The following is a 22,618-nucleotide window of genomic DNA, read 5'->3' as shown; positions in this document are numbered from 1 at the left end:
CCGCCCGGATATCCCTATTCCCGATCCAAATCCGATCGCAAAGGTGATTTCAAATCCTTGGGGGCAGAGAAGGTGCGCTATGATTCGCAAGCTGCTTTCCGTAACGATTTTATCCCTTTCCCTTTCCGCCAACACGGCATCCGCCGCCGAAAGCGCCTATTGGCATGACCTGATGTTCATCATCGGCGCCAAGTCCGGGATCATCCCCTATGAGCCGGTTGCCGTTCCCGACGCGTTCGATCCCGCGCCGATGCGCCTGGCCTTCAATGACCGCCCGGTGGTGGAGCGGAAGAAGATTCAGTCCGTGCTCGCAGGATACGGCTATCTGGACGGCGCCGCCGATGGTGTCTGGGGGGGCCGGACCTGGGCCGCGATCGACCGCTATGCGCGCGCCGCGAATGTCTGGCAGGGCCTCGCCACGCCCGCCGGCAGCGGCGGCATCCTTGACCACATCGCGATGAGCTACTGAGCGCTCCCGCACCGGCGGGGCCGCCCGGCCCTGTCGTTCCCCTGATCGGGTGCGCCCCGCCGGATGGACCCGGCGGGGCTTTTTCCTTTCGGGCGCGGGCTGGCTCCGATTGCCGGGGGATCAACTTTAGTATGCCCGCGTCTATTCCAATGCATTGCGCTGGCAGCGCCCTTCGCCCCAATTGAAGCGCATTTCGGCAGGATTTTGGCGGGGTGGGGCGAATGGAAAGAACAGACCATGCGAATAATTCTGGCGACCGGCCTGAGACTGGTGAACGAGGCGCTGGCGAGCTACATCGAGGCCAACAGCCCCTCCCGTGTCGAAACCTGCGTTGACATCGGCGAGCTGGTCGCGCGCCTCAAGGGCGGCGCTTGCGTGGATTGCGTCGTCGTCGACAGCGACGCCTTTGCGCTGCCCCGCTTCGAAGTCCTTCAACGGTTGAGGGACGCGAACGCGGCGACGAAGGTCCTTCTGCTGACGGCAAGCCTGAGGTCCGCGGCGGCAGAGGCGCTGCTGTCGGCCGGGGCCTCTGCGGTGCTGCCAAAAAGCCTTGGCGGGGCCTTCCTTCTGGACGCTCTCACCCTTGTCCAGTCGGGCAGGGTGCCGGCCTATCCCGCCGACGACACGGAGCGGAGTCCACTGTCGGCGTCGACGCTGACGCGGCGCGAACAGGCGCTGCTCGCGCATCTTTGCGCCGGACGCAGCAACAAGGAGATCGCGACCGACTTTGGCCTGCGGGAAGGCACCGTGAAGCTTTGCGCACGCAGTATCCGCGCCAAGCTTGGCGCCCGGAACCGGCGGCATCTCATGTTCCTCGCCGAACAGGGGGCGGTGATCTAGCTGCGGGCCGGCGACGACGGCCTTGCCGCGATCAGATCCAGGTAGTCCTGCGCGACGGCAGCGGCGGCGGCCTCGAGAAGCGCCCGCCCGTGTCCGGGCCGCGCCAGCGCGGAGTGGGAGCCCACGCGCCCGTCCGGGAAGTCGCGCCGGTGTTCGTCGGGCGGGCCGTGGCGGTCGCCGGCATGGTCGCGGATGAAGTCCGCCGACAGCGCCCGCGGCGGCTGCTTCGCCGCCTCCGGCACCGGAACCTGCCGGTGCGTGGCCATCGTGATCGCAATCTCGGACGGCGTCGCGTGCATCCCCTCCCAGTCGCCGTAAAGCGTCCGGCGCAGGGTGTTCACGGTCGCGAAGTCCCACCAGCTTCGAATGTGGACAGGCAGGTCCGGGCGCGCCGCCGCGACCGCGCGCAGGGGTTCCAGGTTGGCGCCGTGGCCGTTCAGGATGTAGACGGGTCGGAAGCCGTGATGTGACAGGCCGTCCAGGATTTCCGCCACCAGCGCGGAAAATAGTGGCGTGCTGGCCGACAGCGTGCCGGGAAAGCCCATGTTGAAGGGCGCGGGCGTGAACCAGACCGTCGGCGTAACAACCGCACCGCAGATTTCGGCCGCCGCCTCCGCGATGACCTCGGCGCAGAGCGCGTCGGTACCGATCAGGCCCATCGGCCCGTGCTGCTCGGTCGAGCCGACAGGCAGGATCGCGCCGCCACCGGCGGCAAGATGCGCCTGCACCTCGTTCCAGGTCATCAGGTCCAGCCGGGGCATGCGCATCCACCTGCGGAAAGGGGCGCCGTGGCGCCCCCGACGCGGATCAGTTGCCGAGGTTCCACTTCGCGCCAAGATCGTCGAAGAATCCTGCCTGCTTCTTCAACTCGATCCAGGTGTTGACATAGTTGATCCAGACCTGGTCGCCCTGCGGCAGGAGCATCGCCACCGGCGTGCGCGCGCGCGGCGCCGACACCGGAACGATCATCAGTTCGGGATATTCCTGCACCAGCTTGTTCGCCTCCACGTTCGAGGTGATGTGCGCCGTCGCCCGGCCTGCCAGCACCTCCTGGAAGTCGCGCGCGGGCGCCTCGACGATCTTGTGCTGGGCGTTGGGGAAGAATTCCTTCACCTGCTTTTCCTGCGTCGTGCCCAGGGTCGCGGCCACGATCACCTCGGCGTTGTCGAGGTCGGCCCAGTCCTTGTACTTGTCGGCGTCCTTCTTGTTGATGAGCGGCACCGTCGCCAGCGTGAAGTAGCTGTCCGAGTAGCCCGCGGCCTTCGCCCGCGCGGGGGAAATCGAGGCTGATCCGGTCAGGTGGTAGGTGCCCGCCACGACGCCGTTGACCAGTGTCTTCCAGTCGGTCGGCACGAATTCGACCTCGACCCCCAGGTCCTGCGCCATCGCCGTCATCACGTCGATGTCGTAGCCGGTGTAGCTGTTCGTCGCCGGGTCCTTCATCGTCATCGGGTTCCAGTCGCCGGTCGTGCCGACCTTCATCACGCCGCTGTTCAGGATATCGTTCAGGGCGGATTGCGCCTGCGCCGCGGGCGCCGCCACCATCAGTGCCAGAGCCGCCAGCGCGGCCTTGATCGCCTTCATTTCCGTCTCTCCCCCGGTTGGCTGATTTGTGCAGTCATATCAGAGTGACAAACAATTAGGTGTTGTGCAACACTCACTAATGTCGGGGCGCCAGATGTCCCCGAAAGCCTGCGGGGAGAGACTAGCAGAGATGGACACGGCGCACGAGGCTCCGATCATCACGTTTTCGGGGGTGTCGAAGTTCTACGGCGACTTCCAGGTGCTGAAGAACATTGATTTTTCCGCCCGCGCGGGGGAGCGGATCGTGATCTGCGGGCCCTCCGGGTCGGGGAAGTCGACGCTGATCCGCTGCATCAACGGGCTTGAGGCGCATCAGTCGGGCACGATCACGGTGGACGGCATCCGCCTGGGCGCGGACGCCGCCAGCACGCGCAAGGTCCGCTCCGAGGTCGGCATGGTCTTCCAGCAGTTCAACCTGTTTCCGCACCTGACGGTGATCGAGAACCTGATGCTGGGCCCGGTCCGCGCGCGCGGGATGAGCCGCCCGGCCGCGCGCGACCTGGCGATGCGCTACCTGAACCGGGTGCGCATCCCCGAGCAGGCGGAGAAATATCCTCGCCAGCTTTCCGGCGGCCAGCAGCAGCGCGTGGCCATTGCCCGCTCGCTCTGCATGGAGCCGCGCATCATGCTGTTTGACGAGCCGACATCGGCGCTGGACCCCGAGATGATCAACGAGGTTCTCGACGTGATGGTGGAACTTGCGGGCACCGGCATGACCATGATCGTCGTCACCCACGAGATGGGTTTTGCCCGCAAGGTCGCCGACCGCATGGTGTTCATGGACCACGGCGAGATCGTCGAGGTGGCGCCCCCGGCCGAGTTCTTCACCGCGCCCAAAAGCCGCCGCTGCCAGGATTTCCTGCAGAAGATCCTGAACCACTGAGGGGCCGCCATGAAACGCTTCTTCCTTGTTCCGGTGCTGGCCCTTCTCCTCTCGGGCTGTTCGTCAAACTGGGGCTGGTATGTCGTCAACCCCTCGACCAAGGCGGGCTGGACGAACCTGAGTTTCCTTCTCAGCGGCCTGAAATACACGGTCGCCCTGTCGCTGACCGCTATCGTGATCTCTGTCACGCTGGGCCTTCTGGTGGCGCTGCCGGGCCTGTCGTCGAACCGCTGGCTGAGGGGGGCGAGCCGGGGCTATGTCGAACTGGTGCGGGCGGTGCCGATCCTGGTGATGATCCTGTGGGTCTACTACGGCCTGCCGCAGCTGACCGGGCTGACCATCGGCGTCTTCTGGGCGGGCGTCATCGCGCTGGCACTTTCGGACAGCGCGTTCGAGGCGGAGATCTTCCGCGCCGGCATCCAGTCGATCGCGAAGGGGCAGTACGAGGCCGCCTATTCCGTCTCGCTCGGCTATGGCGACACCATGCGCTACGTGATCCTGCCGCAGGCGATCCGGCGCATCCTGCCCGCGCTTGGCAACCAACTGGTCTACATGCTGAAGATGTCCTCGCTCGTCTCGGTCATCGGGATGCAGGAGCTGACGCGCAAGGCCAATGAGCTTGTGGTTACCGAATACCGCCCGCTGGAGATCTATACGATCCTGGTGCTCGAATACCTGGCGCTGATCCTTGTCGTTTCGGCGGGGGTGCGCTGGCTTGAACGCCGGATGCAGACCGACGAGCGCGCCTGAAGCGGCGCCACACGGGGTTGATGCAGGTCATTTGGGCGTTGCACGATGGCGCTATGGTGCGGTCGGGCGGGTGCCGCAGGGTCCCCGCGTCGCGAAAGGAGTGTCATGCAGCATCCCGTGACCCCGGAGAAAGGCCGGCGCACTCCGTCGGCGGCGGCCGCCGCAGCGGCGCGGGGCTGACATGGCCCTGCCCGATGCACATGCGCAATCGGTGGCCGGCTGCCTTGCCGCGCTCGGGAGCGGGCCGGACGGCCTGTCCGCTGCCGAGGCCGCGCGCCGGTTGGGGGAGCACGGGCCGAACCGGCTGGCGGAGGTTCGGGGCAGGGGCATGGCGGCGCGCTTTCTCGTGCAGTTCGACAACGTCCTTGTCTACGTCCTTCTCGGTGCGAGCGTCGTCACCGGCGCGATGGGGCACTGGATCGACACCGGCGTGATCCTTGCGGTGGTGCTGGCGAACGCCGTCATCGGCTTCGTTCAGGAAGGCAAGGCCGAGGCCGCGATGGCGGCGATCCGGGGCCTGCTGGCGCCGCGCGCCGCGGTCCTGCGCGACGGGCGGCGGGTCACGGTCGCGGGCGCGCATCTGGTTCCCGGCGATATCGTCCTGCTTGAGCCGGGGGACCGGGTTCCCGCGGACCTGCGCGTGACCGTGGCGAGGGGACTTTTCGCGCAGGAGGCGATCCTGACCGGCGAATCCGTGCCGGTGGAGAAGTCGGCGCGCGCCGTGGCCGCCGACGCCCTTCTGGGCGACCGGTCCTGCATGCTCTGGTCGGGCACGCTGGTCACGCAGGGAACCGCGCACGGCGTGGTGGTGGCGACCGGACACGCGACCGAGGTCGGGCGCATCGGCGGCCTGCTCGCCGGGGTGGAGACGCTGTCCACCCCGCTTGTCGCGCAGATGGACCATTTCGCGCGCTGGCTGTCCTTCCTGATCCTGCTCGCCTCGGCGCTATTGCTGGCCTTCGGCTACTTCGTCGGCCACCACGACTTTTCCGAGATGTTCATGGCGGTCGTGGGCGTCGCCGTGGCCGCGATCCCCGAGGGCCTGCCGGCGGTGATGACGATCACGCTGGCGATCGGCGTGCAGGCAATGGCGCGGCGCAACGCGATCGTGCGCCACCTGCCGGCGATCGAGGCGATCGGCTCGGTCTCGGTCATCTGCACCGACAAGACCGGCACGCTGACGCGCAACGAGATGATGGTCGTCGCGGTCGAGACGCCCGAAGGGTCGTTCGAGGTCGCGGGCGAAGGCTATGCGCCCGAGGGCAGGGTTGCACCCGAAGGCGACCTGACGCGGCTGGCGCGCGCGGCGGCACTTTGCAACGACGCCGCCATCGGCCGCAAGGGCGGGCACTGGACGGTCGAGGGCGACCCGATGGAAGGCGCGCTTCTGGCCTTCGCGGGCAAGGTCGCGGGCCGGGTAGAGGGGGCGCGGCTGGACGTGGTCCCCTTCGACAGCCGGCACCGATTCATGGCCGTCCTGAGCGAGGGGCCGGACGGCCGGCTCACCCATGTGAAGGGCGCGCCGGAGCGGGTTCTGCGCATGTGTTCGGGGATCGACGCCCATGATTGGCACCACCGGGCCGAGGCGCTGGCGCGGCAGGGGCTGCGGGTGCTGGCGCTGGCCGAACGGAGCGAGCCCGGCGCGCGGATCGAGGAGGCGACGCTGGAGGGCAGCCTGACCTTCCTGGGCCTTGTCGGCCTCATCGACCCGCCCCGGCCCGAGGCGGTGGCGGCGGTCTCGGAATGCCGCGCGGCGGGGATCCGCGTCAAGATGATCACCGGCGACCACGCCGGAACCGCCGCCGCGATTGCCCGGCAGATCGGGCTGGAGCATCCCGACCGCGTGCTGACGGGGGCGGAGCTTGACAAGCTGGACGACGCGGAGCTTGCAAATCTCGTCACCTCGGTCGACGTCTTCGCCCGCACCAGTCCCGAGGACAAGCTGCGCCTTGTCGCCGCTCTTCAGGCGCGCGGGCTTTCCGTCGCCATGACCGGCGACGGGGTGAACGACGCGCCCGCGCTCAAGCGCGCCGACGCCGGCATCGCCATGGGCCGCAAAGGGTCCGAGGCGGCGAAGGAGGCGGCGGATCTGGTGCTGGCTGACGACAACTTTGCCACCATCGCCGCAGCGGTGCGCGAGGGGCGGACGGTCTACGATAACCTCAGGAAGGTGATCAGCTTTGAACTGCCGACGAATGCGGGTGAGGCGCTTACGGTGGTTCTGGCGCTTCTCGCGGGCCTTGCCCTGCCGATCACGGCGGTGCAGATCCTATGGGTCAACCTCATCACCGGTATCACCCTTGGCCTCGCACTCGCCTTCGAGCCGACCGAGCCGGGCACGATGGCGCGCGCGCCCCGCCGCCGCGATGCGCCGATCCTGTCGGGCGCGCTCGTCTGGCATGTGGTGCTGGTGGCATCGCTGTTTCTGGCCGCAGTCTTCGGCATCTTCGCCTACGCGATCGACCGGGGCCATTCGCTGGCGCTGGCGCGGACGATGGCGATGAACATGCTGGTGGTGCTCGAGGTCTTCCACCTTTTCTTCATCCGCAACATCCACGGAACCTCGCTGACCTGGACCGCGGTGCGGGGCACGCCGGTGGTCTGGGCGGTGGTCGTCGCGATCACCGCCGCGCAACTCGCCGTCACCTACCTGCCGCCGCTGCAGACGATCCTCGGGACCGAGGCGGTGCCCTTGCGTGACGGGTTCCTGATCGTCGCCATCGGGGCGGCGTTCTTCGCGCTGGTCGAGATCGAGAAGCAGATGCGGCTGGGCCTGAACGGACGCCTTGGCCGCAGCACTCCGCCCGTGGACCAGCCCTGACGCCGGCTTGGGCGGGCGGGCAGGCAAGGCCCGCCCGGGACGTCCGCGCCGGGTCAGACCACCTTGACCGTCATGCTCCCCAGCCCCTCGACGCTGATGTCCATCACGTCGCCCCGTTCGACCGCGCCGACGCCCGCGGGCGTGCCCGACAGGATCACATCGCCGGGCGCGAGTTCGAAATACCGCGACAGGCAGGCAATCATCTCGGGCACCTTCCAGATCATCTGGTTGAGGTCGCCCTCCTGCCTGGGGGTGCCGTTCACCGTCAGCGCGATGCGTCCCGAAGTCGGGTGGCCCACCTCGGCCACCGGATGGATCGGGCCGACCGGCGCCGAATGTTCGAAGGCCTTGCTGACCTCCCACGGGCGCTGAAGCCTCTTGGCCTCTGCCTGCAGGTCGCGGCGCGTCATGTCGAGGCAGAGCGCGTAGCCGAAGACATGTTCAAGCGCCTTGTCCACCGGGATGTCGCTGCCGCCCGACTTCAGGAACACGGCGATCTCGGCCTCGTGGTGCACGTCGGAGGACGCGGGCGGATAGGGGAACCGGCCCGACGGGTCGAGATTGTCGGGGTTCTTCTGGAAGAAGAACGGCGGTTCGCGATTCGGGTCGCCGCCCATCTCGACGGTATGGGCCGCATAGTTGCGGCCGATGCAGTAGACGCGGCGCACCGGAAACCGCGCCTCCGTTCCCGCAACGGGAAGCGTCACCGCGGCGGGTGGTTCGATCACCAGGCTGGCCATTCTGTCCTCCGACTGCAAAATCCGTAACCTCTTCGGCCCGGTCGATGCGCCGACCAATCCAGGCCAACCCCGTGGAAGTCAAGCCGCTCTCGTCGCCGGTGGGCCTGAGCCGCGGATGAGGGCCCCTGCCCGGACGGCAGGCCGATCCTGCGACACCCGCGCGGGGTGCCCGCGAATCCGGCTTACCTCCGGCGCCGAATTTCCTACTATGCGGGCAGGCGCGCCTGTGGTGCCCCGCCCGCAAGGCGCCGCGATTCTTTCGAAACGAAGGCTTGGCGGCATTTGTATACTGTAGTATACGGCCGCAGCGATCCAGCATAGGCAGGCTTGACATGTCACAGACCGATACTCCCGACATCATCTACACCAAGGTGGACGAGGCGCCGGAACTGGCCTCGGCCTCGCTTCTGCCGATCGTGCGCACCTTCGCCGCGGCGGCGGGCCTGACGGTCGGCACGCGCGACATCTCGCTGGCCGGGCGCATCCTTGCAGCCTTCTCCGACCGGCTGGCGCCGGCGCAGCGCCAGTCCGACGATCTTGCGGTTCTGGGCGAACTGGTCAAGACGCCCGAGGCCAACGTCATCAAGCTGCCGAACATCTCCGCCTCGGTTCCCCAGCTGGTCGAGGCGATCCGCGAGTTGCAGGCGCAGGGCTACGACGTGCCCGACTATCCCGAGGCGCCTGCGACCGACGCGGAACGCGACGCGCGCGCCCGCTATGACGCGATCAAGGGATCGGCGGTGAACCCGGTCCTGCGCGAAGGCAACTCCGACCGCCGCGCCGCCAAGGCGGTCAAGGCCTATGCCCGCGCCAACCCGCATTCGATGGGGGCCTGGTCTGCCGCCAGCAAGACCCGGGTCGCCACCATGGGGGCGGACGACTTCCGCGCCAACGAGACCTCCGTGACGCTCGCCGCCGACAGCGTGATCCGGATCGAGCATGAGGCAGCGGACGGCACCGTGACCCTGCTCAAGGACGGGCTCAAGCTGCCCGCGGGCACGGTTGTCGACGCCACCTTCCTGTCGGCGCGGGCGCTGCGCGCCTTCCTTGCGCGCGAGATCGAGGCGACCAAGCGGGAGGGCACGCTGTTCTCGATCCACCTCAAGGCGACGATGATGAAGGTCTCCGACCCGATCATCTTCGGCCACGCGGTCACGGCCTTCCTTCAGCCGGTGTTCGACAAGCACGGCGCGGCGCTGGCCGCGGCGGGGGTCAACCCGAACTCGGGCCTCGGCGCGCTGCTTGAGCGGGTGGCCGAGATGCCCGGACACGCCGCGATCGAGGCGGATATCGAGGCGACGCTGGCCGCGCGCCCGCCGCTCTACATGGTGAATTCGGACAAGGGGATCACCAACCTGCATGTCCCCTCTGACGTGATCGTCGATGCCTCGATGCCGGCGCTGATCCGGGCGGGCGGCAAGGGCTGGGGCCCCGACGGCAAGGCCGCCGACTCCAACTGCGTGATCCCCGACAGTTCCTATGCGGGCGTCTTCTCCGAGGCCATCGCCTATTTCAAGGAAACCGGCGCGCTTGACCCGCGCACGGCGGGCACGATGCAGAACGTCGGCCTGATGGCGCAGAAGGCCGAGGAATACGGCTCCCACCCCACCACGTTCGAGATCGCGGCCGACGGGATCGTGCGGATGCGGCTGGCCGACGGGACGGTGCTGCACGAACACCGGGTGCAGAAGGGCGACATCTGGCGCTCGGCCTCGACCCGCAAGGCGCCGATCGAGGACTGGGTGCAACTGGCCATCGACCGTCAGCGGCTGGAAGGCTGTCAGGCGATCTTCTGGCTGGACGAGACGCGCGCGCATGACGCGGAACTGATCCGCTATGTCAGGCCGATCCTTGCGGCGAAGGGCGTGGCCGACCGCTTCCTCATCCTCGCGCCGGAAAAGGCGGTGCGGGTGACGCTGGAGACCATCCGCAAGGGCGAGAACTCCATCGCCATCACCGGCAACGTGCTGCGCGACTACCTGACCGACCTGTTCCCGATCCTCGAACTGGGCACCTCGGCCAAGATGCTGTCGATCGTCAAGCTGATGCAGGGCGGTGGCATGTTCGAAACCGGCGCGGGCGGCTCCGCCCCCAAGCACGTCGAGCAACTGATCGAGGAAAACCACCTGCGCTGGGATTCGCTGGGCGAGTTCTGCGCGCTGGGCGAAAGCCTCAAGTATCTCGCCGACCGCACCGGCAACGCCCGGGCGCAGGTGCTGGGCGACGCGGTCGACGTGGCCACTCAGGGCATCCTCGACCACGACCGCTCGCCCGGCCGCAAGGTGGGAGAGCCCGACACCCGCGACTCGCACTTCTACTTCGCGCTCTACTGGGCCGAGGCGCTGGCGGCGCAGACGGCGGATGCCGGCCTTGCCGCGCATTTCGCGCCGATCGCGCAGGCGCTCAGGGAGAACGAGGCGAAGATCGTCGCGGAACTCGCCGCCGCGCAGGGCAAGCCGGCCGATCTGGGTGGTTACTACCACACCGACCCGGTCCGGACCGCGGCGGTCATGCGCCCGTCGCAGACGCTGAACCGCATCATCGGCTAGGCCAGGGCAAGGTAGGGCAAGGTAGGGCAGGGTGGGGCTTCGCGCCCTGCCTATTCCCCGTCCGCGGTGTCGCCGGACGGGGACTCCTCGGTCCCGCCCGTGCGCCCGTAGCGGCCGGGACTGATGCCATAGCGCGCCTCGAACGCCTGCGTGAAATGGCTGCGGCTGGAAAAGCCGACAAGCTCGGCCACGCGCGCCACGCCGTGATGCCCCTCGAGCAGCAGGCGCGCCGCGTGCTGAAGCCGCAGGTCGCGCACAAGATGCATCGGGCTGGTGGCGAATGTATCCTTGAAGCGGGCCGCGAAGCGCGCCCGGCTCATCCCCACCCGCTCGGCCAGCGATTCAACGCTGTGGTCGGCGCCCGGCCGCGCTATCACCTCGGCCAGGGCCGGCCACAGGTTGCGGTCGGACAGCGCGACCAGCCAGCCCGTGCCCGGATCCTGCCTGAGGACGCTGCGGCGCAGGGACGCGATGATGAGGTAGAGCAGCAGCGCCTTGATCTGCGCGCGCGACCCCGGGCCGGGCGCCGCGAGTTCATCGAGGATCAGGCGGATCAGGTGTTCGGCCCCCGCCGCCTCGATCACCGGTTCGCGCAGGAGGTCGATGACGGTGCCCGCCCCGCTGAGCCCGAGCGAAATGCTGGCGCAGAGCACCATCAGCCCCAGCCCTTCGTCCGCCGTGCCGTCGCGGTGGTGCGACAGGCCGAGCCGCGCCGGCTGGCAACTGGCGAACGAGACGAATCGGCCATCTTCCGCCCCGATGGAATGGCTCGACCCCGCCGGCACCAGGACCAGGTCACCGGTCTTCAGGGGATGCGACCGCGAGGGGCCCAGATGCAGCGCCCCGGTACCGCTGAGAACGTAATGCAGGCTGGCGGCGGGGGATTTCGGCATGTCGAGCCATCCGCGCGGCGCCATCTCGCAGATCGAGAAGGGCTCGACCTCGACCGTCATCCGCGACAGGACCTCATCCAGCAACATTTTCCGCCTCCGGACATAATCGAGACGATTCCGAACATCGCCCCGATTATCTAGGCATCATCAATCCACGGAGGACAACTCAAATGTGCGACTCTCATGATCACGATCACGACCATGCCCACGGGCATGCCTGCGGCGTAAGCCGGCGTCAGGCGCTGATGGGCGTCGGCGCGACAACCCTGGCCGGCGCCGCCGCCATCGCTGCCCCTGCCGCCGCGCAGGAAGCCGATCCCTACGCCCCGCCGGCCGAACCGGCGCTGCCGCCGTCGGACATGGTCCTGCAGAAGGGCCGAGTCGCCGTGGTGGTGACGGACCCGCAGATCGACTTCCTCAGCCCGGACGGCGTGACCTGGAAGGTCGTCGGCGAAAGCGTGACCGAACACGGCGTGGTCGAGAACATCGGCAAGCTGTTCCGCGCCGCGAAGGAAAAAGACCTGGTCGTGGCGGTTTCGCCCCACTACTACTACCCGACCGACCATGGCTGGAAATTCGAAGGCCCGCTGGAAAAACTGATGCACGCCATCGGGATGTTCGACCGCAAGGGGCCGACCAACCTTGACGGGTTCGAGAATTCGGGCGCCGACTTCATGCCCGAATACCGGGAGTTCATCAACGACGGCAAGACCATCGTCGCCTCGCCCCACAAGGTCTACGGCCCCGAGCAGAACGACCTGGCGCTGCAACTGCGCAAGAACGGCGTCGATCAGGTGATCCTGGCCGGCATGTCCGCGAACCTCTGCGTCGAGGCGCACTTGCGCGAACTGCTGGAGATGGGCTTCGAGGTTGCGGTCGTCAGCGACGCGACCGCCGCGGCCAAGCTGCCCGAGGGTGACGGCTACCTCGCCGCCATCATCAACTTCCGCTACATCGCCAACGCCTTGTGGACCACCGAAGAGGCCGTGGCGCAGATCGCGGCGCTCTGAGGTGTTCCCCGGCGCGGCGATCGTGCCGCCGCGCCGGGGACGAAACCGGACATTTCGGAATCTTCTTGAACGACCGTTCCAGATGCTATAAACGTTCCTGCATCAGGAGAACGCCATGCCCGCCCCCAAGCAACACGACACCGACGCCTTCATCGACCGCGCCATGCGCGTGTTCTGGTCGCGCGGCTATGAGGGCACGTCGATCAACGACCTGGTGCAGGCCACGGGCGTGAACCGCGGCAGCATCTACGCAAGCTTCGAAGGCAAGCGTGACATCTTTCTTGCCGCGCTGGACCGCTATGACGAACGCTATCGGGCGCGCTTCCTGGCCGGACTGATCGCGGCGGGCGGCCCGAGGGAGGCGATCCTTGCCGCATTCCGCGCCGCCGCCGAACAGGTGACGACGCCGGAAAGCCCGGCCGGATGCCTGATCGTGAATTCGGCGGTGGAACTTGCGCCCCATGATCCCGAGATCGCCGCCGCCGTGACCGCGAGCCTGGGCGAACTGCGTGCGTTCTTCCGCCAGCGGATCGCGGAGGCGCAAGCGGCCGGCGACATTGCGCCGGACCTCGACGCCGAGGCGACGACGACGACACTCTACGCGCTGTTCCTCGGCCTTCGGGTGATGAGCAGGGCGAACGCCCCGGCAGCGCAGAAAGAGCAGATCGTCGTTCAGGCGATGCGTCTGCTGGGGTGATTTTTTTTGGCCGTTCTGGAACGAACATTCCAGAACTTTTATGGGAGAAGACGATGACTGTCAGCTATGTCGAACGCGATCAGGCCGATGCCGTGACATTGGCCTTCTACGACCGGTCCGAGGCGCGGTTCCAGGCGCTTCTGAACATCTTCAAGGTGTTCGGCCACCAGCCCGAATACGGCACGGTCTTTACCGACACGATCATGGCGATCCTCAAGGATGGCGTGCTTGACTGGGCGACGAAGGAACTGCTGATCCTGAAGGCGACGCAGGCCAACAGCTGCCAGTACTGCGTCGTCCAGCACGAGCGGGTGTCGAGCATGCTGGGCATCAGCGAGGAAAAGATCGCCGATCTGGACGGCGACCGCTACCGCACCAGCCCGCATTTCTCCGAAGCCGAACGCGCGCTTCTGGACTTCACCGTGCAGATCGGCGTCGATGCGAACCGCGTGCCGAAGCACCTGTGGGAACGGTTGAAGGCGAACTGGTCCGATGCGCAGATCGTCGACGCCGCCTTTGTCATCACCACCTATATCGCGGTGTCGAAGTTCGGCGATGCGCTGGGTGTCGGGCTTGAATCCATGTTCGACGGCGTGACGCCCGTGCTCAGCGTCTCGCACTGAAGGGGCGGGGATGGAACGGATCGAGATATTCACCGGCCCGGGGTGCAGCTACTGCGTCGCCGCCAAGCAACTGCTGGTCGCGCGCAACCTGTCCTTCGTCGAACGTGACGTCAGCAAGCCCGAGGTCCTGGCCGAAATGCGCCGCCGGGTGCCGAATGCCCGCACCATCCCGCAGATCTTTGCCGGGGACGAGCATATCGGCGGCTTCGATGACCTGAGCCACCGACTGAACGCGCACTGAAACCTCCCCGGGCGACGTCGCCCGGGGCCGCCGAATCCCGGGTTTCCTGCCCGGGCGAAGACCCTCTACCCGATTCTGTCCAAATTGGAACGATTGTTCCAGATCATCATAAGGAGACCAACGTGAACTTCCCCGTCAATACCATTGAATCCGCACCGGAATCGGCCCGGCCGATCCTGTCCGGCGCACAGAAGGGCTTTGGCTTCGTGCCGAACCTGCTGGCCGTCATGTCCACCGCGCCGGCACTTCTGGAAGGCTACATGACGCTTGCGCGCATCTTCGACGGATCGTCGCTGAGCGCGACCGAGCGGCAGATCGTCCTTCTGGCCGCCAGCCGCGAAAACGGCTGCGCCTACTGCATGTCGGTGCACACCGCGCTGGCCGGGATGCAGAAGGTCGCCACTTCGGTCACCGACGCGCTGCGCAACGACACCGCCATCGCGGACAGCAAGCTGCAGGCGCTCCGGCTTTTCGCCGCCGCCGTGACGCGCACCCGCGGCTGGCCCGAGGCCGAGGATCTGGCCGCCTTCGAGGCCGCGGGCTACGGCCCGCAGCAGGCCCTTGAAGTGGTCCTGGGCGTCGGCCTCAAGACCATCTCGAACTACACCACCCACATCGCCGGAACCCCGCTCGACGCCGCCTTCAAGGCCGTCGAATGGTCTGCCGCCGCCTGAAATCCCAAACCAGAAAAGGAGAACGACAATGCCTCTCGTCCAGATCACCGGGGTCGGTGAATACCTGAGCCTCGAACAGAAGCAGGAAATCATCCGCAAGGTCACCGACGCCGTGGTGTCGGTGGAAGGCGAAGGCCTGCGCCAGGTCACCTGGGTCACCATCCAGGATGTCCAGCCGGGCGCCTGGGGCGTGGGCGGCACGCCCGTCACCGCCGACGACCTGCGCGCGCTCGCCAAGGCCGGCGCCAAGGCCTGATCCCCTGCGGGGGCGCGCCCGTCGCGCGCCCCCCCTTTCACGGAGCCCCGTCATGTCCCGGTCCACCGAACCGCAAGCGGCAGATTTCTACCGCTACGATCACCCCCGCATCTATCCAGACATCCTGAACGACATGTTCGTGCGCAAGTCCGACCTCGGGCCGGGCGACCATGTCTCGCTGCCCGATCTGCAGCTTGTCGACGGCTCCACCCTGCGCTGGCCCGAAGCCTCCGACCGCCGCCCGATCCTCATCGTCTTCGGGTCGCTGACCTGCCCGGTCACCGAAAGTGCCGCCGAAGGGCTGGTGCGGCTGCATGCCACCTATGGCCACGCGATCCGCTTCGTGCTTGTCAACGTGCGCGAGGCGCACCCCGGCGCACGCGTTCCCCAGCCCCGCGCCGCCGCCGCCAAGCTTGCCAACGCGCGCGACCTCAAGGCGCGCCACCGCATTCCGTTCGAGGTGGCCGCGGACGATATCGACGGCACGCTGCACCGCGCCCTCGGCGGGCGCCCGAACAGCGCCTATGTGATCGACTTCGACTGCCGCATCCTGTTCCGCGCCCAGTGGGCAAACGAGACCGCCGCGATTGGCAGGGCACTGGCCGAGATCGCGGCGCGTCGTCCGGTGTCGCGGCCCGCGGTCAGCCGCACGATGTCGGCGATGGCCCGGATGATCGGCCACATGGGGCCGGTTCTGCGCCTTGCCGGCAAGGGCGCCACCTGGGACACCTGGAAGGTCGCCCCGCCGCTGGGGTTGATGATGCTGGCCTCTGGCCTTTTCTTCTGGCTTCCGCGCCGGCATCGCGGCCTTCCCGCGATGGCGGTGGTGATGGGGGCGATGACCGCCGGCATCGCCGCGATCCTCGTCTGAAGCCTGCGCGCCGCCGCCAAAGCAAAAGGGCCCCTTGCGGGGCCCTTTCGTCATCGCGCCGCCGATCTCAGCAGCTGTAGTACATCTGGTACTCGATCGGGTGCGGCGTGTGTTCGTAGGCGTAGACCTCTTCCCACTTGAGCGCGACATAGCCATCGATCTGGTCGCGGGTGAAGACGTCGCCCGCCAGCAGGAAGTCCTTGTCCTTTTCCAGCTCCTCAAGCGCCTCGCGGAGCGAGCCGCAGACGGTCGGGATTTCGGCCAGTTCCTCCGGCGGCAGGTCGTAGAGATCCTTGTCCGAGGCCGGGCCCGGGTCGATCCGGTTCTTGATGCCGTCGAGGCCGGCCATGAGAAGCGCAGCGAAGGCCAGATACGGGTTCGCCGCCGGGTCGGGGAAGCGGGCCTCGACGCGCTTGGCCTTGGGCGATTCGGTCCACGGGATCCGCACGCAGCCCGACCGGTTGCGGGCGGAATAGGCGCGCAGCACCGGCGCCTCGAAGCCCGGGATCAGGCGCTTGTAGGAGTTGGTCGAGGGGTTCGTGAAGGCGTTGAGCGCCTTGGCGTGCTTGAGGATGCCGCCGATGAACCACAGCGCCTCCTGGCTCAGGTCGGCATACTTGTCGCCGGCGAAAAGCGGCTTGCCGCCTTTCCAGATCGACATGTTGACATGCATGCCCGAGCCGTTGTCGCCCTTCATCGGCTTCGGCATGAAGGTCACCGACTTGCCGTAGGCGTGGGCCACGTTGTGGATCACGTACTTGTATTTCTGCATGTTGTCGGCCTGCTCGACGAGGCCGCCGAAGATCAGGCCAAGTTCGTGCTGGGCGGTCGCCACCTCGTGGTGGTGCTTGTCGACCTTCATCCCCATGCGCTTCATGGTCGAGAGCATCTCGCCGCGCAGATCCTGGGCCGCGTCCATCGGGTTGACCGGGAAGTAGCCGCCCTTGTGGAGCGAGCGGTGGGCGAGGTTGCCCATCTCGTATTCCGCGTCGGTGTTCCAGGCCGCGTCATGGGCGTCGATCTGGTAGGAGACCTTCTGCGGCGTCACCGAATAGCGCACGTCGTCGAAGACGAAAAATTCCGCTTCCGGGCCGAAATAGGCGGTGTCGCCGATGCCCGAAGCTTTCAGGTAGGCCTCGGCCTTGGCCGCGGTGCCGCGGGGGTCGCGGCTGTAGGGCTCGCCCGTGTCCGGTTCGACGACGTTGCAGTGCACGCACATCGTCTTTTCGGCATAGAACGGGTCGATGTAGACCGAGCCCGCATCGGGGATCAGCTTCATGTCGGACTGGTCGATCGACTTCCAGCCGGCGATGGAGGAGCCGTCGAACATGAAGCCTTCCTCGAAGAAGTCCTCGTCGACGAGATCGGCAACCAGCGTCACGTGCTGAAGCTTGCCTTTGGGGTCGGTGAAGCGGATGTCGACATATTCGACCTCCTCGTCCTTCATCAGTTTCAGAGCATCCTGGATCTTGCTCATCCTGTGATCCTTTCTTGTGGAGGTTTGGGCCGGGGGCCTGGTGGTTCGGGCCGGGGGCCGCCGGGGTGTTTCAGATCGCGTCCTCACCGGTTTCGCCGGTGCGGATACGGATGACCTGTTCAACGGGGGAGACGAAGATCTTGCCGTCGCCGATCTTGTCGGTGCGCGCGGCCGAGACGATGGCCTCGATCGCGGCCTCGACCATGTCGTCCGAAAGCACGACCTCGATCTTCACCTTGGGCAGGAAGTCGACGACGTATTCGGCGCCGCGGTAAAGTTCGGTATGGCCCTTCTGGCGGCCGAAGCCCTTCACCTCGATCACCGACAGCCCCTGCACGCCGACGTCCTGAAGCGCTTCCTTCACCTCGTCGAGCTTGAAGGGCTTGATGATGGCTTCGATCTTCTTCATGGGCCGACTCCCTTGGGGGTTTCATCGCGGTCGGCCCCTGTCACCACTTTCGCTGCGGGCGCACAATTGGCTAGGCTGCGAGAGGGGCGCCGCCGGCCGCGATTCCGGGTCATGTGCCTCATTTTTGTGCATATCGCCCGCATTTGGGGCTGTTTGTGAACTTTGGGGGCTTTTCCGCATGACCGAGCTTCTGACCGCCGCGCAGATGCGGGCCATCGAACAGGCGGCGATTGCCTCCGGCGAGGTCACGGGCCTTGAGCTGATGGAGCGCGCGGGCCGGGGCGTGGTCGAGGCGATCTTCGAGGAATGGCCGGAGCTTGCGAAGACCTCACATCGGGCGGTGGTGTTGTGCGGGCCGGGCAACAATGGCGGCGACGGCTTCGTCGTGGCGCGTCTGCTGAAGGAGTGGGGCTGGGAGGTGGAGGTGTTCCTCTACGGCGACCCGGAGAAGATGCCGCCGGATGCGCGGGTGAATTATGAGCGGTGGTTGGGGATGGGGGAGGTCGTCGGGACTGATCTCAACACCGAGTTCCTGCCCCCACCGATTCATCCGTGCGGACACCATCTTGTTGTGGACGCACTTTTCGGGATCGGCCTCAGCCGCCCGCTGGCATGGCCGAACATGTTGGACTTCTTCGGCACACTCGATGATCCCGGGCTGGTGGGGAATATCCGCCGCGTGTCCGTCGATGTTCCGTCCGGAATTTGCGCCGATAGCGGTCGTCTGCTGGGAAAGGCTGCGTTTCCTGCCGATCTGACGGTGACGTTTCACCGAACAAAGATCGGGATGATGCTCGCGCTTGGCCCGGAAGCATGCGGGGGTCTGGTAGTCAAGGACATCGGCCTTTCCGACGATGCTGGCAATAGAGACGAGGCTCGCGCCCGGCCCGCGGGGGGGGCGTTCGCGCCCGCCCCGGGGGGGCGGGTCGGGCGCGAGCCGGGGTTGGCACCCCGGCAAGAGACGGTCTTCGTTACATCCGTCAAAGCGGCTCGGATCGCAGCCACAAGACCAAATGCCCACAAATACTCCCACGGGCACGCCCTGATCCTCTCCGGTGGCGCGGGCAGGGGCGGGGCCGCCCGTCTCGCTGCACGGGGCGCTATCCGGATCGGGGCGGGGGTGGTGACGGTGGGGTGCCCGCCAGAGGCGCTGGCGGAAAATGCGGCGCGGCTGGATGCGGTGATGCTGAAACCTGTCGCCGATGCCGATGAGCTGGCGCAGGTGCTGGAGGACAAGCGGATCAACGCGCTCTGCCTAGGGCCAGGTCTTGGCACGGGCGAGCGGGAGGTGGAGTTGGTGGCGACGGCCTTGGCCTGGCACTTGGCCGAGGGACTGCCGCTGATCGATGCGACCGAGGCGCAGGTGGCGGCTTTCCTCAAGAAGAACGGCCATCGTCCCTCCATTGTCCTTGACGCCGACGCGCTGACGATCCTTGCGGGGCGGCCCGATCTTTTCGCGGCGCTTCATGACCGCTGTGTCCTCACCCCCCATGGCGGCGAGTTCGCGCGGCTTTTCCCCGACATTGCCGAGAAACTGGCCGCCCCCGCCATGAAGGGCCCGGCCTACTCCAAGGTCGACGCCACGCGAGAGGCGGCGGCGCGGGCGGGTTGCGTGGTGCTTTTCAAGGGCCCCGATACCGTGATCGCCGACCCCTCGGGACGGTGCAGCATCAACTCCGCCCATTACGACCGCGCGGCGCCCTGGCTTGCCACGGCGGGGTCGGGTGATGTGCTGGCGGGGTTCATCGCGGGGCTTCTGGCGCGGGGCTTCGCACCGATGCAGGCGGCAGAAACCGCCGCCTGGCTGCATGTCGAATGCGCGCGGACATTCGGCCCCGGCCTGATCGCGGAGGACCTGCCGGAGCAGTTGCCTGCGGTCTTCCGGACCCTCGGGCTTTAGCGATCAGGAGAGGAAGATGTTGCCGCGCTTGTACCAGGCTTCGGTCTCGATCCCGATCCCGGCGCAGAAGACCTCGAGCCCGGCGGCATAGACCACCTGGTCGGTGTCGAACTGGAGCGTGTAGGTGCGCAGGACCGCCTCGTCGCCGCGGCAGATCTCGACCCCGTCGACAAGCCGCAGAAGCGGCACCACGGCTGTGGCCCGGGGCCCGCGTCCGCGCCACTGGCGCATCACCACCGGCATTCCGGCAGAGAAGGTCATGTCGCGGCTGGGCTGCTGGCTGCCGAGCGTGCTGGCCCTGACCCGCACGATCGGGCCGGCGTGATCCTCGACCCAGACGCGGCGCAGGACGCGCATGCCCTCAAGCGTCACGATGCGGTCGCCGGCGGACAGCGTTTCCACCGGTTGCAGGCCCTTCGAGGTGAAGATGCGCGTGCCATCGGCGATTCCGTGGAATGTTCCTTCGTCAAGGCAATCGGACTTGCGAGCAAGATTGTCGGCAAAGATCATGGACATGGCAGCACCTGTTAACCAACCGTAAGTCAAGTCTGCCGGTGAATTCTGGCAAGAATGCGATGAGGGCGGGACAATTCGGGGAAAATCGGCGCGATGGCGCGGCCCTGCGCGCGCCGGAACGCGCCTTTTTCCTCTCGCATCCCCGTTCGGGACTTGCTAGAAGGGCGCGGATTTCGGGGGGCGGTCCTCAGGGGCTGTCCTTCGTGGGCATTGCGGGTGTGGCGGAACTGGCAGACGCACCAGATTTAGGTTCTGGCGCCTAACGGCGTGGGGGTTCAAGTCCCTTCACCCGCACCATGAGGGAAAAGGACAAGGGAATGCAGGTCATCGAGACCCTGAAGGACGGTCTGAAGCGCAGCTACACGATCACCGTGCCGGCTGCGGATCTGGATCGGAAAGTTACCGAAAAGCTCGTCGAGGCGCAGCCCGAGATCGAGATGAAGGGTTTCCGCAAGGGCAAGGTGCCGCTTGCCATGCTGCGCAAGCAGTTCGGCCAGCGGCTGCTGGGCGATGCGATGCAGGATGCGATCGACGGCGCGATGAAGTCGCATTTCGATGCGACCGGCGACCGTCCGGCGGTGCAGCCGAAGGTCGAGATGAAGGGCGGCGAAGCCTGGCAGCAGGGCGACGACGTCATCGTCGAGATGAGCTATGAGGCGCTGCCCGAGATCCCCGATCTCGACGTCTCGAAGATCAAGCTCGATAAGCTGGTCGTCAAGGCGGATGAGGCCGCGGTGAAGGAGGCGCTCGACAACCTGGCGAGCAACGCCCAGAGCTTCGAGGACCGCAAGAAGGGGTCGAAGGCCAAGGACGGCGACCAGGTCGTGATCGACTTCGTCGGCAAGATCGACGGCGAGCCGTTCGACGGCGGCGCGGGCGAGGACTATCCGCTGGTGCTGGGGTCGGGCAGCTTCATTCCCGGCTTCGAGGCGCAGCTTGTCGGGGCCAAGGCCGGCGACGCGGTCGCGGTCGAGGTGTCGTTCCCGGACAGCTACGGGGCCAAGCATCTGGCCGGCAAGGCCGCGGTGTTCGACTGCACCGTGAAGGCGGTGAAGGCGCCGAAGCCCGCCGAGATCGATGACGAACTGGCCAAGCGGTTCGGGGCGGAAAGCCTTGAGGCGCTGACGGGCCAGGTGACGGAGCGGCTTGAGGCGGAATATGTCTCCGCCGCCCGCGCGGTGATGAAGCGTGCGCTGCTGGACGAACTCGACAAGCAGGTGAGCTTCGACCTGCCGCCGAGCCTGGTCGATGCCGAGGCGAACCAGATCGCGCACCAGCTCTGGCACGAGGAAAACCCTGACCACCATGGCCACGACCACGGCGCGATCACGCCCACGGACGAGCACCGCAAGCTCGCCGAGCGGCGTGTGCGGCTTGGGCTTCTCCTGGCCGAGGTCGGCCGCAAGGAGAAGGTCGAGGTGACGGACGCGGAGATGACGCAGGCGGTCCTGGCGCAGGCGCGCCAGTATCCGGGCCAGGAACGCGCCTTCTTCGAGTTCGTGCAGAAGAACCCGCAGATGCAGCAGCAACTGCGCGCCCCGATCTTCGAGGACAAGGTCGTGGACCTGATCTTTGCCGGTGCGAAGGTGAAGGAAAAGGAAGTGTCGAAGGACGCGCTGCAGAAGGCGGTCGACGCGCTCGACGAGATCTGAGCCTTCGGTCATCGGACCGGAACCGGGCCGCACCTCTGGGTGCGGCCTTTTCTTTTGCCCTTGCATCTTCGCCGGGAAGTGCCATGTTGGAAGGGAAGGCAATGCCTTCTTTTTCCCAAATCTGGAATCGGCCATGCTTTCCGCGCAGCGGAGGGTATCACCTGCGTGCGGCGGCTGGCCGGATGGAGTGTTGATGGATATCATTGAAAGGGCGAAGGAATTCGCCATGCGTGCCCATGACGGGCAGGTCCGCAAGGGCGCCGCGCGGGAGCCCTATACCGTGCATCTGGAGGAGGTGGCGGCATTGGCCGTCCGCTTCGGCGGCTCCGAGGCCGTGATCGCCGCTGCCTGGCTGCACGACACGATCGAGGATTGCAGCGTCACCGCCGGCGATCTGCGGACCCTGTTCGGGGAGGAGATCACCGCGCTGGTGCTGGAACTGACCGACGACAAGAACCTGCCCAAGGCCGAGCGCAAGCGGCAGCAGGTGCTGAAGGCGCCGCACAAGTCGACCGGGGCGACGCTGGTGAAGATCTGCGACAAGATGTCGAACGTGCGCGCGGTGGGGGAAACGCCCCCCGTCGGCTGGCCACGGGCGCGGCAGATTGCCTATCTGGACTGGGCGGAGGAGGTCGTCGGCGCGCTTCCGGCCGGGGCGGAACCCGCGCGGGCGGAGTTCCGGCGGGTGCTGGCCGGCACGCGCGCCCTTCTGGGCAGGGCGGCGGAATAGTCCGCGCAGGGCGGTTCCTTCGGGTGCGCCGAT

23 protein-coding genes and 1 tRNA gene are annotated in these 22,618 nt (G+C 67.0%); 17 read left to right on the top strand and 7 right to left on the bottom strand.

The window, feature by feature from the left end; all coding sequences use genetic code 11:
• Positions 1–79: 79 nt before the first annotated feature.
• Together N5I32_RS07075 and N5I32_RS07070 are read left to right on the top strand one after the other, a co-directional pair.
• A complete protein-coding gene (locus tag N5I32_RS07075) occupies positions 80–469 on the top strand; it encodes a peptidoglycan-binding domain-containing protein (RefSeq protein WP_261494687.1) in 390 nt (129 codons plus the stop codon).
• Between the two features lie 237 nt (positions 470–706).
• Complete coding sequence (locus N5I32_RS07070; RefSeq protein ID WP_261494686.1) at positions 707–1,309, top strand: helix-turn-helix transcriptional regulator; 603 nt, start codon at positions 707–709, stop codon at positions 1,307–1,309.
• Here the strand turns inward: N5I32_RS07070 and N5I32_RS07065 are convergent.
• On the bottom strand, positions 1,306–2,070 hold the full coding sequence (locus tag N5I32_RS07065) for a creatininase family protein (protein ID WP_261494685.1): 765 nt from the start codon (positions 2,068–2,070) through the stop codon (positions 1,306–1,308). The genes N5I32_RS07070 and N5I32_RS07065 overlap by 4 nt on opposite strands.
• A gap of 46 nt (positions 2,071–2,116) precedes the next feature.
• On the bottom strand, positions 2,117–2,893 hold the full coding sequence (locus tag N5I32_RS07060) for a transporter substrate-binding domain-containing protein (RefSeq protein WP_261494684.1): 777 nt from the start codon (positions 2,891–2,893) through the stop codon (positions 2,117–2,119).
• A 130-nt stretch (positions 2,894–3,023) separates the two neighbouring features.
• Here N5I32_RS07060 and N5I32_RS07055 point away from each other — a divergent pair, with 130 nt between their 5' ends.
• The 3 genes from N5I32_RS07055 (at position 3,024) to N5I32_RS07045 (ending at position 7,347) form a co-directional block, all read left to right on the top strand.
• Positions 3,024–3,776 (top strand): amino acid ABC transporter ATP-binding protein, encoded by a 753-nt coding sequence (locus N5I32_RS07055; RefSeq protein WP_304504747.1) that lies wholly within the window; start codon positions 3,024–3,026, stop codon positions 3,774–3,776.
• A gap of 9 nt (positions 3,777–3,785) precedes the next feature.
• On the top strand, positions 3,786–4,526 hold the full coding sequence (locus N5I32_RS07050; RefSeq protein WP_261494683.1) for an amino acid ABC transporter permease: 741 nt from the start codon (positions 3,786–3,788) through the stop codon (positions 4,524–4,526).
• Positions 4,527–4,707: 181 nt separating this feature from the next.
• Positions 4,708–7,347 (top strand): HAD-IC family P-type ATPase, encoded by a 2,640-nt coding sequence (locus tag N5I32_RS07045; RefSeq protein WP_261494682.1) that lies wholly within the window; start codon positions 4,708–4,710, stop codon positions 7,345–7,347.
• 53 nt (positions 7,348–7,400) lie between these two features.
• Here the strand turns inward: N5I32_RS07045 and N5I32_RS07040 are convergent, their stop codons facing one another.
• A complete protein-coding gene (locus N5I32_RS07040) occupies positions 7,401–8,087 on the bottom strand; it encodes a fumarylacetoacetate hydrolase family protein (RefSeq protein WP_261494681.1) in 687 nt (228 codons plus the stop codon).
• A 332-nt stretch (positions 8,088–8,419) separates the two neighbouring features.
• Here N5I32_RS07040 and N5I32_RS07035 point away from each other — a divergent pair, with 332 nt between their 5' ends.
• Positions 8,420–10,636 carry an NADP-dependent isocitrate dehydrogenase gene (locus N5I32_RS07035; RefSeq protein WP_261494680.1) on the top strand — a complete coding sequence of 739 codons (2,217 nt, stop codon included), beginning with the start codon at positions 8,420–8,422 and terminating at the stop codon, positions 10,634–10,636.
• A 50-nt stretch (positions 10,637–10,686) separates the two neighbouring features.
• On the opposite strand, the gene N5I32_RS07030 is transcribed toward N5I32_RS07035, so the two are convergent.
• Positions 10,687–11,616: an AraC family transcriptional regulator gene (locus tag N5I32_RS07030; RefSeq protein WP_261494679.1), complete on the bottom strand. Its 930-nt coding sequence runs from the start codon at positions 11,614–11,616 to the stop codon at positions 10,687–10,689.
• An 83-nt stretch (positions 11,617–11,699) separates the two neighbouring features.
• On the opposite strand from N5I32_RS07030, the gene N5I32_RS07025 reads away from it, so the two are divergent.
• The 7 genes from N5I32_RS07025 to N5I32_RS06995 all read left to right on the top strand — a co-directional run bounded on the left by N5I32_RS07025 (position 11,700) and on the right by N5I32_RS06995 (position 15,901).
• Positions 11,700–12,539, top strand: coding sequence for a cysteine hydrolase family protein (locus N5I32_RS07025; protein ID WP_261494678.1), 840 nt, complete (start codon positions 11,700–11,702; stop codon positions 12,537–12,539).
• Between the two features lie 115 nt (positions 12,540–12,654).
• The gene (locus N5I32_RS07020; RefSeq protein WP_261494677.1) at positions 12,655–13,236 is read left to right on the top strand and encodes a TetR/AcrR family transcriptional regulator; all 582 of its coding nucleotides are present in this window, start codon (positions 12,655–12,657) and stop codon (positions 13,234–13,236) included.
• A 53-nt stretch (positions 13,237–13,289) separates the two neighbouring features.
• Entirely contained in the window at positions 13,290–13,859 is a 570-nt protein-coding gene (locus tag N5I32_RS07015; RefSeq protein ID WP_261494676.1) for a carboxymuconolactone decarboxylase family protein, read from the top strand.
• Between the two features lie 10 nt (positions 13,860–13,869).
• Positions 13,870–14,100, top strand: a complete 231-nt coding sequence (locus tag N5I32_RS07010; RefSeq protein ID WP_261494675.1) for a glutaredoxin domain-containing protein — start codon at positions 13,870–13,872, stop codon at positions 14,098–14,100.
• A 122-nt stretch (positions 14,101–14,222) separates the two neighbouring features.
• Positions 14,223–14,774 carry a carboxymuconolactone decarboxylase family protein gene (locus N5I32_RS07005; protein WP_261494674.1) on the top strand — a complete coding sequence of 184 codons (552 nt, stop codon included), beginning with the start codon at positions 14,223–14,225 and terminating at the stop codon, positions 14,772–14,774.
• Positions 14,775–14,802: 28 nt separating this feature from the next.
• A complete protein-coding gene (locus tag N5I32_RS07000) occupies positions 14,803–15,030 on the top strand; it encodes a tautomerase family protein (RefSeq protein ID WP_261494673.1) in 228 nt (75 codons plus the stop codon).
• A gap of 52 nt (positions 15,031–15,082) precedes the next feature.
• Entirely contained in the window at positions 15,083–15,901 is an 819-nt protein-coding gene (locus N5I32_RS06995; protein WP_261494672.1) for a hypothetical protein, read from the top strand.
• A gap of 67 nt (positions 15,902–15,968) precedes the next feature.
• On the opposite strand, the gene glnA is transcribed toward N5I32_RS06995, so the two are convergent.
• Both glnA and N5I32_RS06985 read right to left on the bottom strand, forming a co-directional pair.
• Positions 15,969–17,378 (bottom strand): type I glutamate--ammonia ligase, encoded by a 1,410-nt coding sequence (gene glnA / locus N5I32_RS06990; protein WP_261494671.1) that lies wholly within the window; start codon positions 17,376–17,378, stop codon positions 15,969–15,971.
• Between the two features lie 70 nt (positions 17,379–17,448).
• Positions 17,449–17,787, bottom strand: a complete 339-nt coding sequence (locus tag N5I32_RS06985) for a P-II family nitrogen regulator (protein ID WP_261494670.1) — start codon at positions 17,785–17,787, stop codon at positions 17,449–17,451.
• Positions 17,788–17,965: 178 nt separating this feature from the next.
• Between N5I32_RS06985 and N5I32_RS06980 the strand changes: the two genes are divergently transcribed.
• The gene (locus N5I32_RS06980) at positions 17,966–19,687 is read left to right on the top strand and encodes an NAD(P)H-hydrate dehydratase (protein ID WP_261494669.1); all 1,722 of its coding nucleotides are present in this window, start codon (positions 17,966–17,968) and stop codon (positions 19,685–19,687) included.
• Positions 19,688–19,690: 3 nt separating this feature from the next.
• On the opposite strand, the gene N5I32_RS06975 is transcribed toward N5I32_RS06980, so the two are convergent.
• Positions 19,691–20,203, bottom strand: coding sequence for a Hint domain-containing protein (locus N5I32_RS06975; protein ID WP_261494668.1), 513 nt, complete (start codon positions 20,201–20,203; stop codon positions 19,691–19,693).
• Between the two features lie 212 nt (positions 20,204–20,415).
• On the opposite strand from N5I32_RS06975, the gene N5I32_RS06970 reads away from it, so the two are divergent.
• The 3 genes from N5I32_RS06970 (at position 20,416) to N5I32_RS06960 (ending at position 22,585) form a co-directional block, all read left to right on the top strand.
• Positions 20,416–20,500, top strand: a tRNA-Leu gene (locus N5I32_RS06970).
• A gap of 20 nt (positions 20,501–20,520) precedes the next feature.
• The gene (gene tig / locus N5I32_RS06965; protein WP_261494667.1) at positions 20,521–21,855 is read left to right on the top strand and encodes a trigger factor; all 1,335 of its coding nucleotides are present in this window, start codon (positions 20,521–20,523) and stop codon (positions 21,853–21,855) included.
• A 193-nt stretch (positions 21,856–22,048) separates the two neighbouring features.
• The gene (locus N5I32_RS06960) at positions 22,049–22,585 is read left to right on the top strand and encodes an HD domain-containing protein (protein ID WP_261494666.1); all 537 of its coding nucleotides are present in this window, start codon (positions 22,049–22,051) and stop codon (positions 22,583–22,585) included.
• Positions 22,586–22,618 lie beyond the last annotated feature (33 nt).

Source organism: Albidovulum sediminis, from assembly GCF_025380365.1.
GTDB classification, from domain to species: domain Bacteria; phylum Pseudomonadota; class Alphaproteobacteria; order Rhodobacterales; family Rhodobacteraceae; genus Albidovulum; species Albidovulum sediminis.
Note: the sequence above shows the minus strand (reverse complement) of the source record. Positions and strands in the feature narration are given on the sequence as shown.

Bases quoted from the DNA above. Each gene is read 5' to 3' on its own strand.
- N5I32_RS06960 (WP_261494666.1), top strand. From the start codon at position 22,049: ATGGATATCATTGAAAGGGCGAAGGAATTCGCCATGCGTGCCCATGAC.
- N5I32_RS07045 (WP_261494682.1), top strand. From the start codon at position 4,708: ATGGCCCTGCCCGATGCACATGCGCAATCGGTGGCCGGCTGCCTTGCC.
- N5I32_RS06980 (WP_261494669.1), top strand. From the start codon at position 17,966: ATGACCGAGCTTCTGACCGCCGCGCAGATGCGGGCCATCGAACAGGCG.
- N5I32_RS07065 (WP_261494685.1), bottom strand. From the start codon at position 2,070: ATGCCCCGGCTGGACCTGATGACCTGGAACGAGGTGCAGGCGCATCTT.
- N5I32_RS06995 (WP_261494672.1), top strand. From the start codon at position 15,083: ATGTCCCGGTCCACCGAACCGCAAGCGGCAGATTTCTACCGCTACGAT.
- N5I32_RS06975 (WP_261494668.1), bottom strand. From the start codon at position 20,203: ATGTCCATGATCTTTGCCGACAATCTTGCTCGCAAGTCCGATTGCCTT.
- N5I32_RS07015 (WP_261494676.1), top strand. From the start codon at position 13,290: ATGACTGTCAGCTATGTCGAACGCGATCAGGCCGATGCCGTGACATTG.
- N5I32_RS07070 (WP_261494686.1), top strand. From the start codon at position 707: ATGCGAATAATTCTGGCGACCGGCCTGAGACTGGTGAACGAGGCGCTG.
- N5I32_RS06985 (WP_261494670.1), bottom strand. From the start codon at position 17,787: ATGAAGAAGATCGAAGCCATCATCAAGCCCTTCAAGCTCGACGAGGTG.
- N5I32_RS07075 (WP_261494687.1), top strand. From the start codon at position 80: ATGATTCGCAAGCTGCTTTCCGTAACGATTTTATCCCTTTCCCTTTCC.
- N5I32_RS07030 (WP_261494679.1), bottom strand. From the start codon at position 11,616: ATGTTGCTGGATGAGGTCCTGTCGCGGATGACGGTCGAGGTCGAGCCC.
- tig (WP_261494667.1), top strand. From the start codon at position 20,521: ATGCAGGTCATCGAGACCCTGAAGGACGGTCTGAAGCGCAGCTACACG.
- N5I32_RS07055 (WP_304504747.1), top strand. From the start codon at position 3,024: ATGGACACGGCGCACGAGGCTCCGATCATCACGTTTTCGGGGGTGTCG.
- N5I32_RS07060 (WP_261494684.1), bottom strand. From the start codon at position 2,893: ATGAAGGCGATCAAGGCCGCGCTGGCGGCTCTGGCACTGATGGTGGCG.
- N5I32_RS07025 (WP_261494678.1), top strand. From the start codon at position 11,700: ATGTGCGACTCTCATGATCACGATCACGACCATGCCCACGGGCATGCC.
- N5I32_RS07050 (WP_261494683.1), top strand. From the start codon at position 3,786: ATGAAACGCTTCTTCCTTGTTCCGGTGCTGGCCCTTCTCCTCTCGGGC.
- N5I32_RS07010 (WP_261494675.1), top strand. From the start codon at position 13,870: ATGGAACGGATCGAGATATTCACCGGCCCGGGGTGCAGCTACTGCGTC.
- N5I32_RS07020 (WP_261494677.1), top strand. From the start codon at position 12,655: ATGCCCGCCCCCAAGCAACACGACACCGACGCCTTCATCGACCGCGCC.
- glnA (WP_261494671.1), bottom strand. From the start codon at position 17,378: ATGAGCAAGATCCAGGATGCTCTGAAACTGATGAAGGACGAGGAGGTC.
- N5I32_RS07000 (WP_261494673.1), top strand. From the start codon at position 14,803: ATGCCTCTCGTCCAGATCACCGGGGTCGGTGAATACCTGAGCCTCGAA.
- N5I32_RS07035 (WP_261494680.1), top strand. From the start codon at position 8,420: ATGTCACAGACCGATACTCCCGACATCATCTACACCAAGGTGGACGAG.
- N5I32_RS07040 (WP_261494681.1), bottom strand. From the start codon at position 8,087: ATGGCCAGCCTGGTGATCGAACCACCCGCCGCGGTGACGCTTCCCGTT.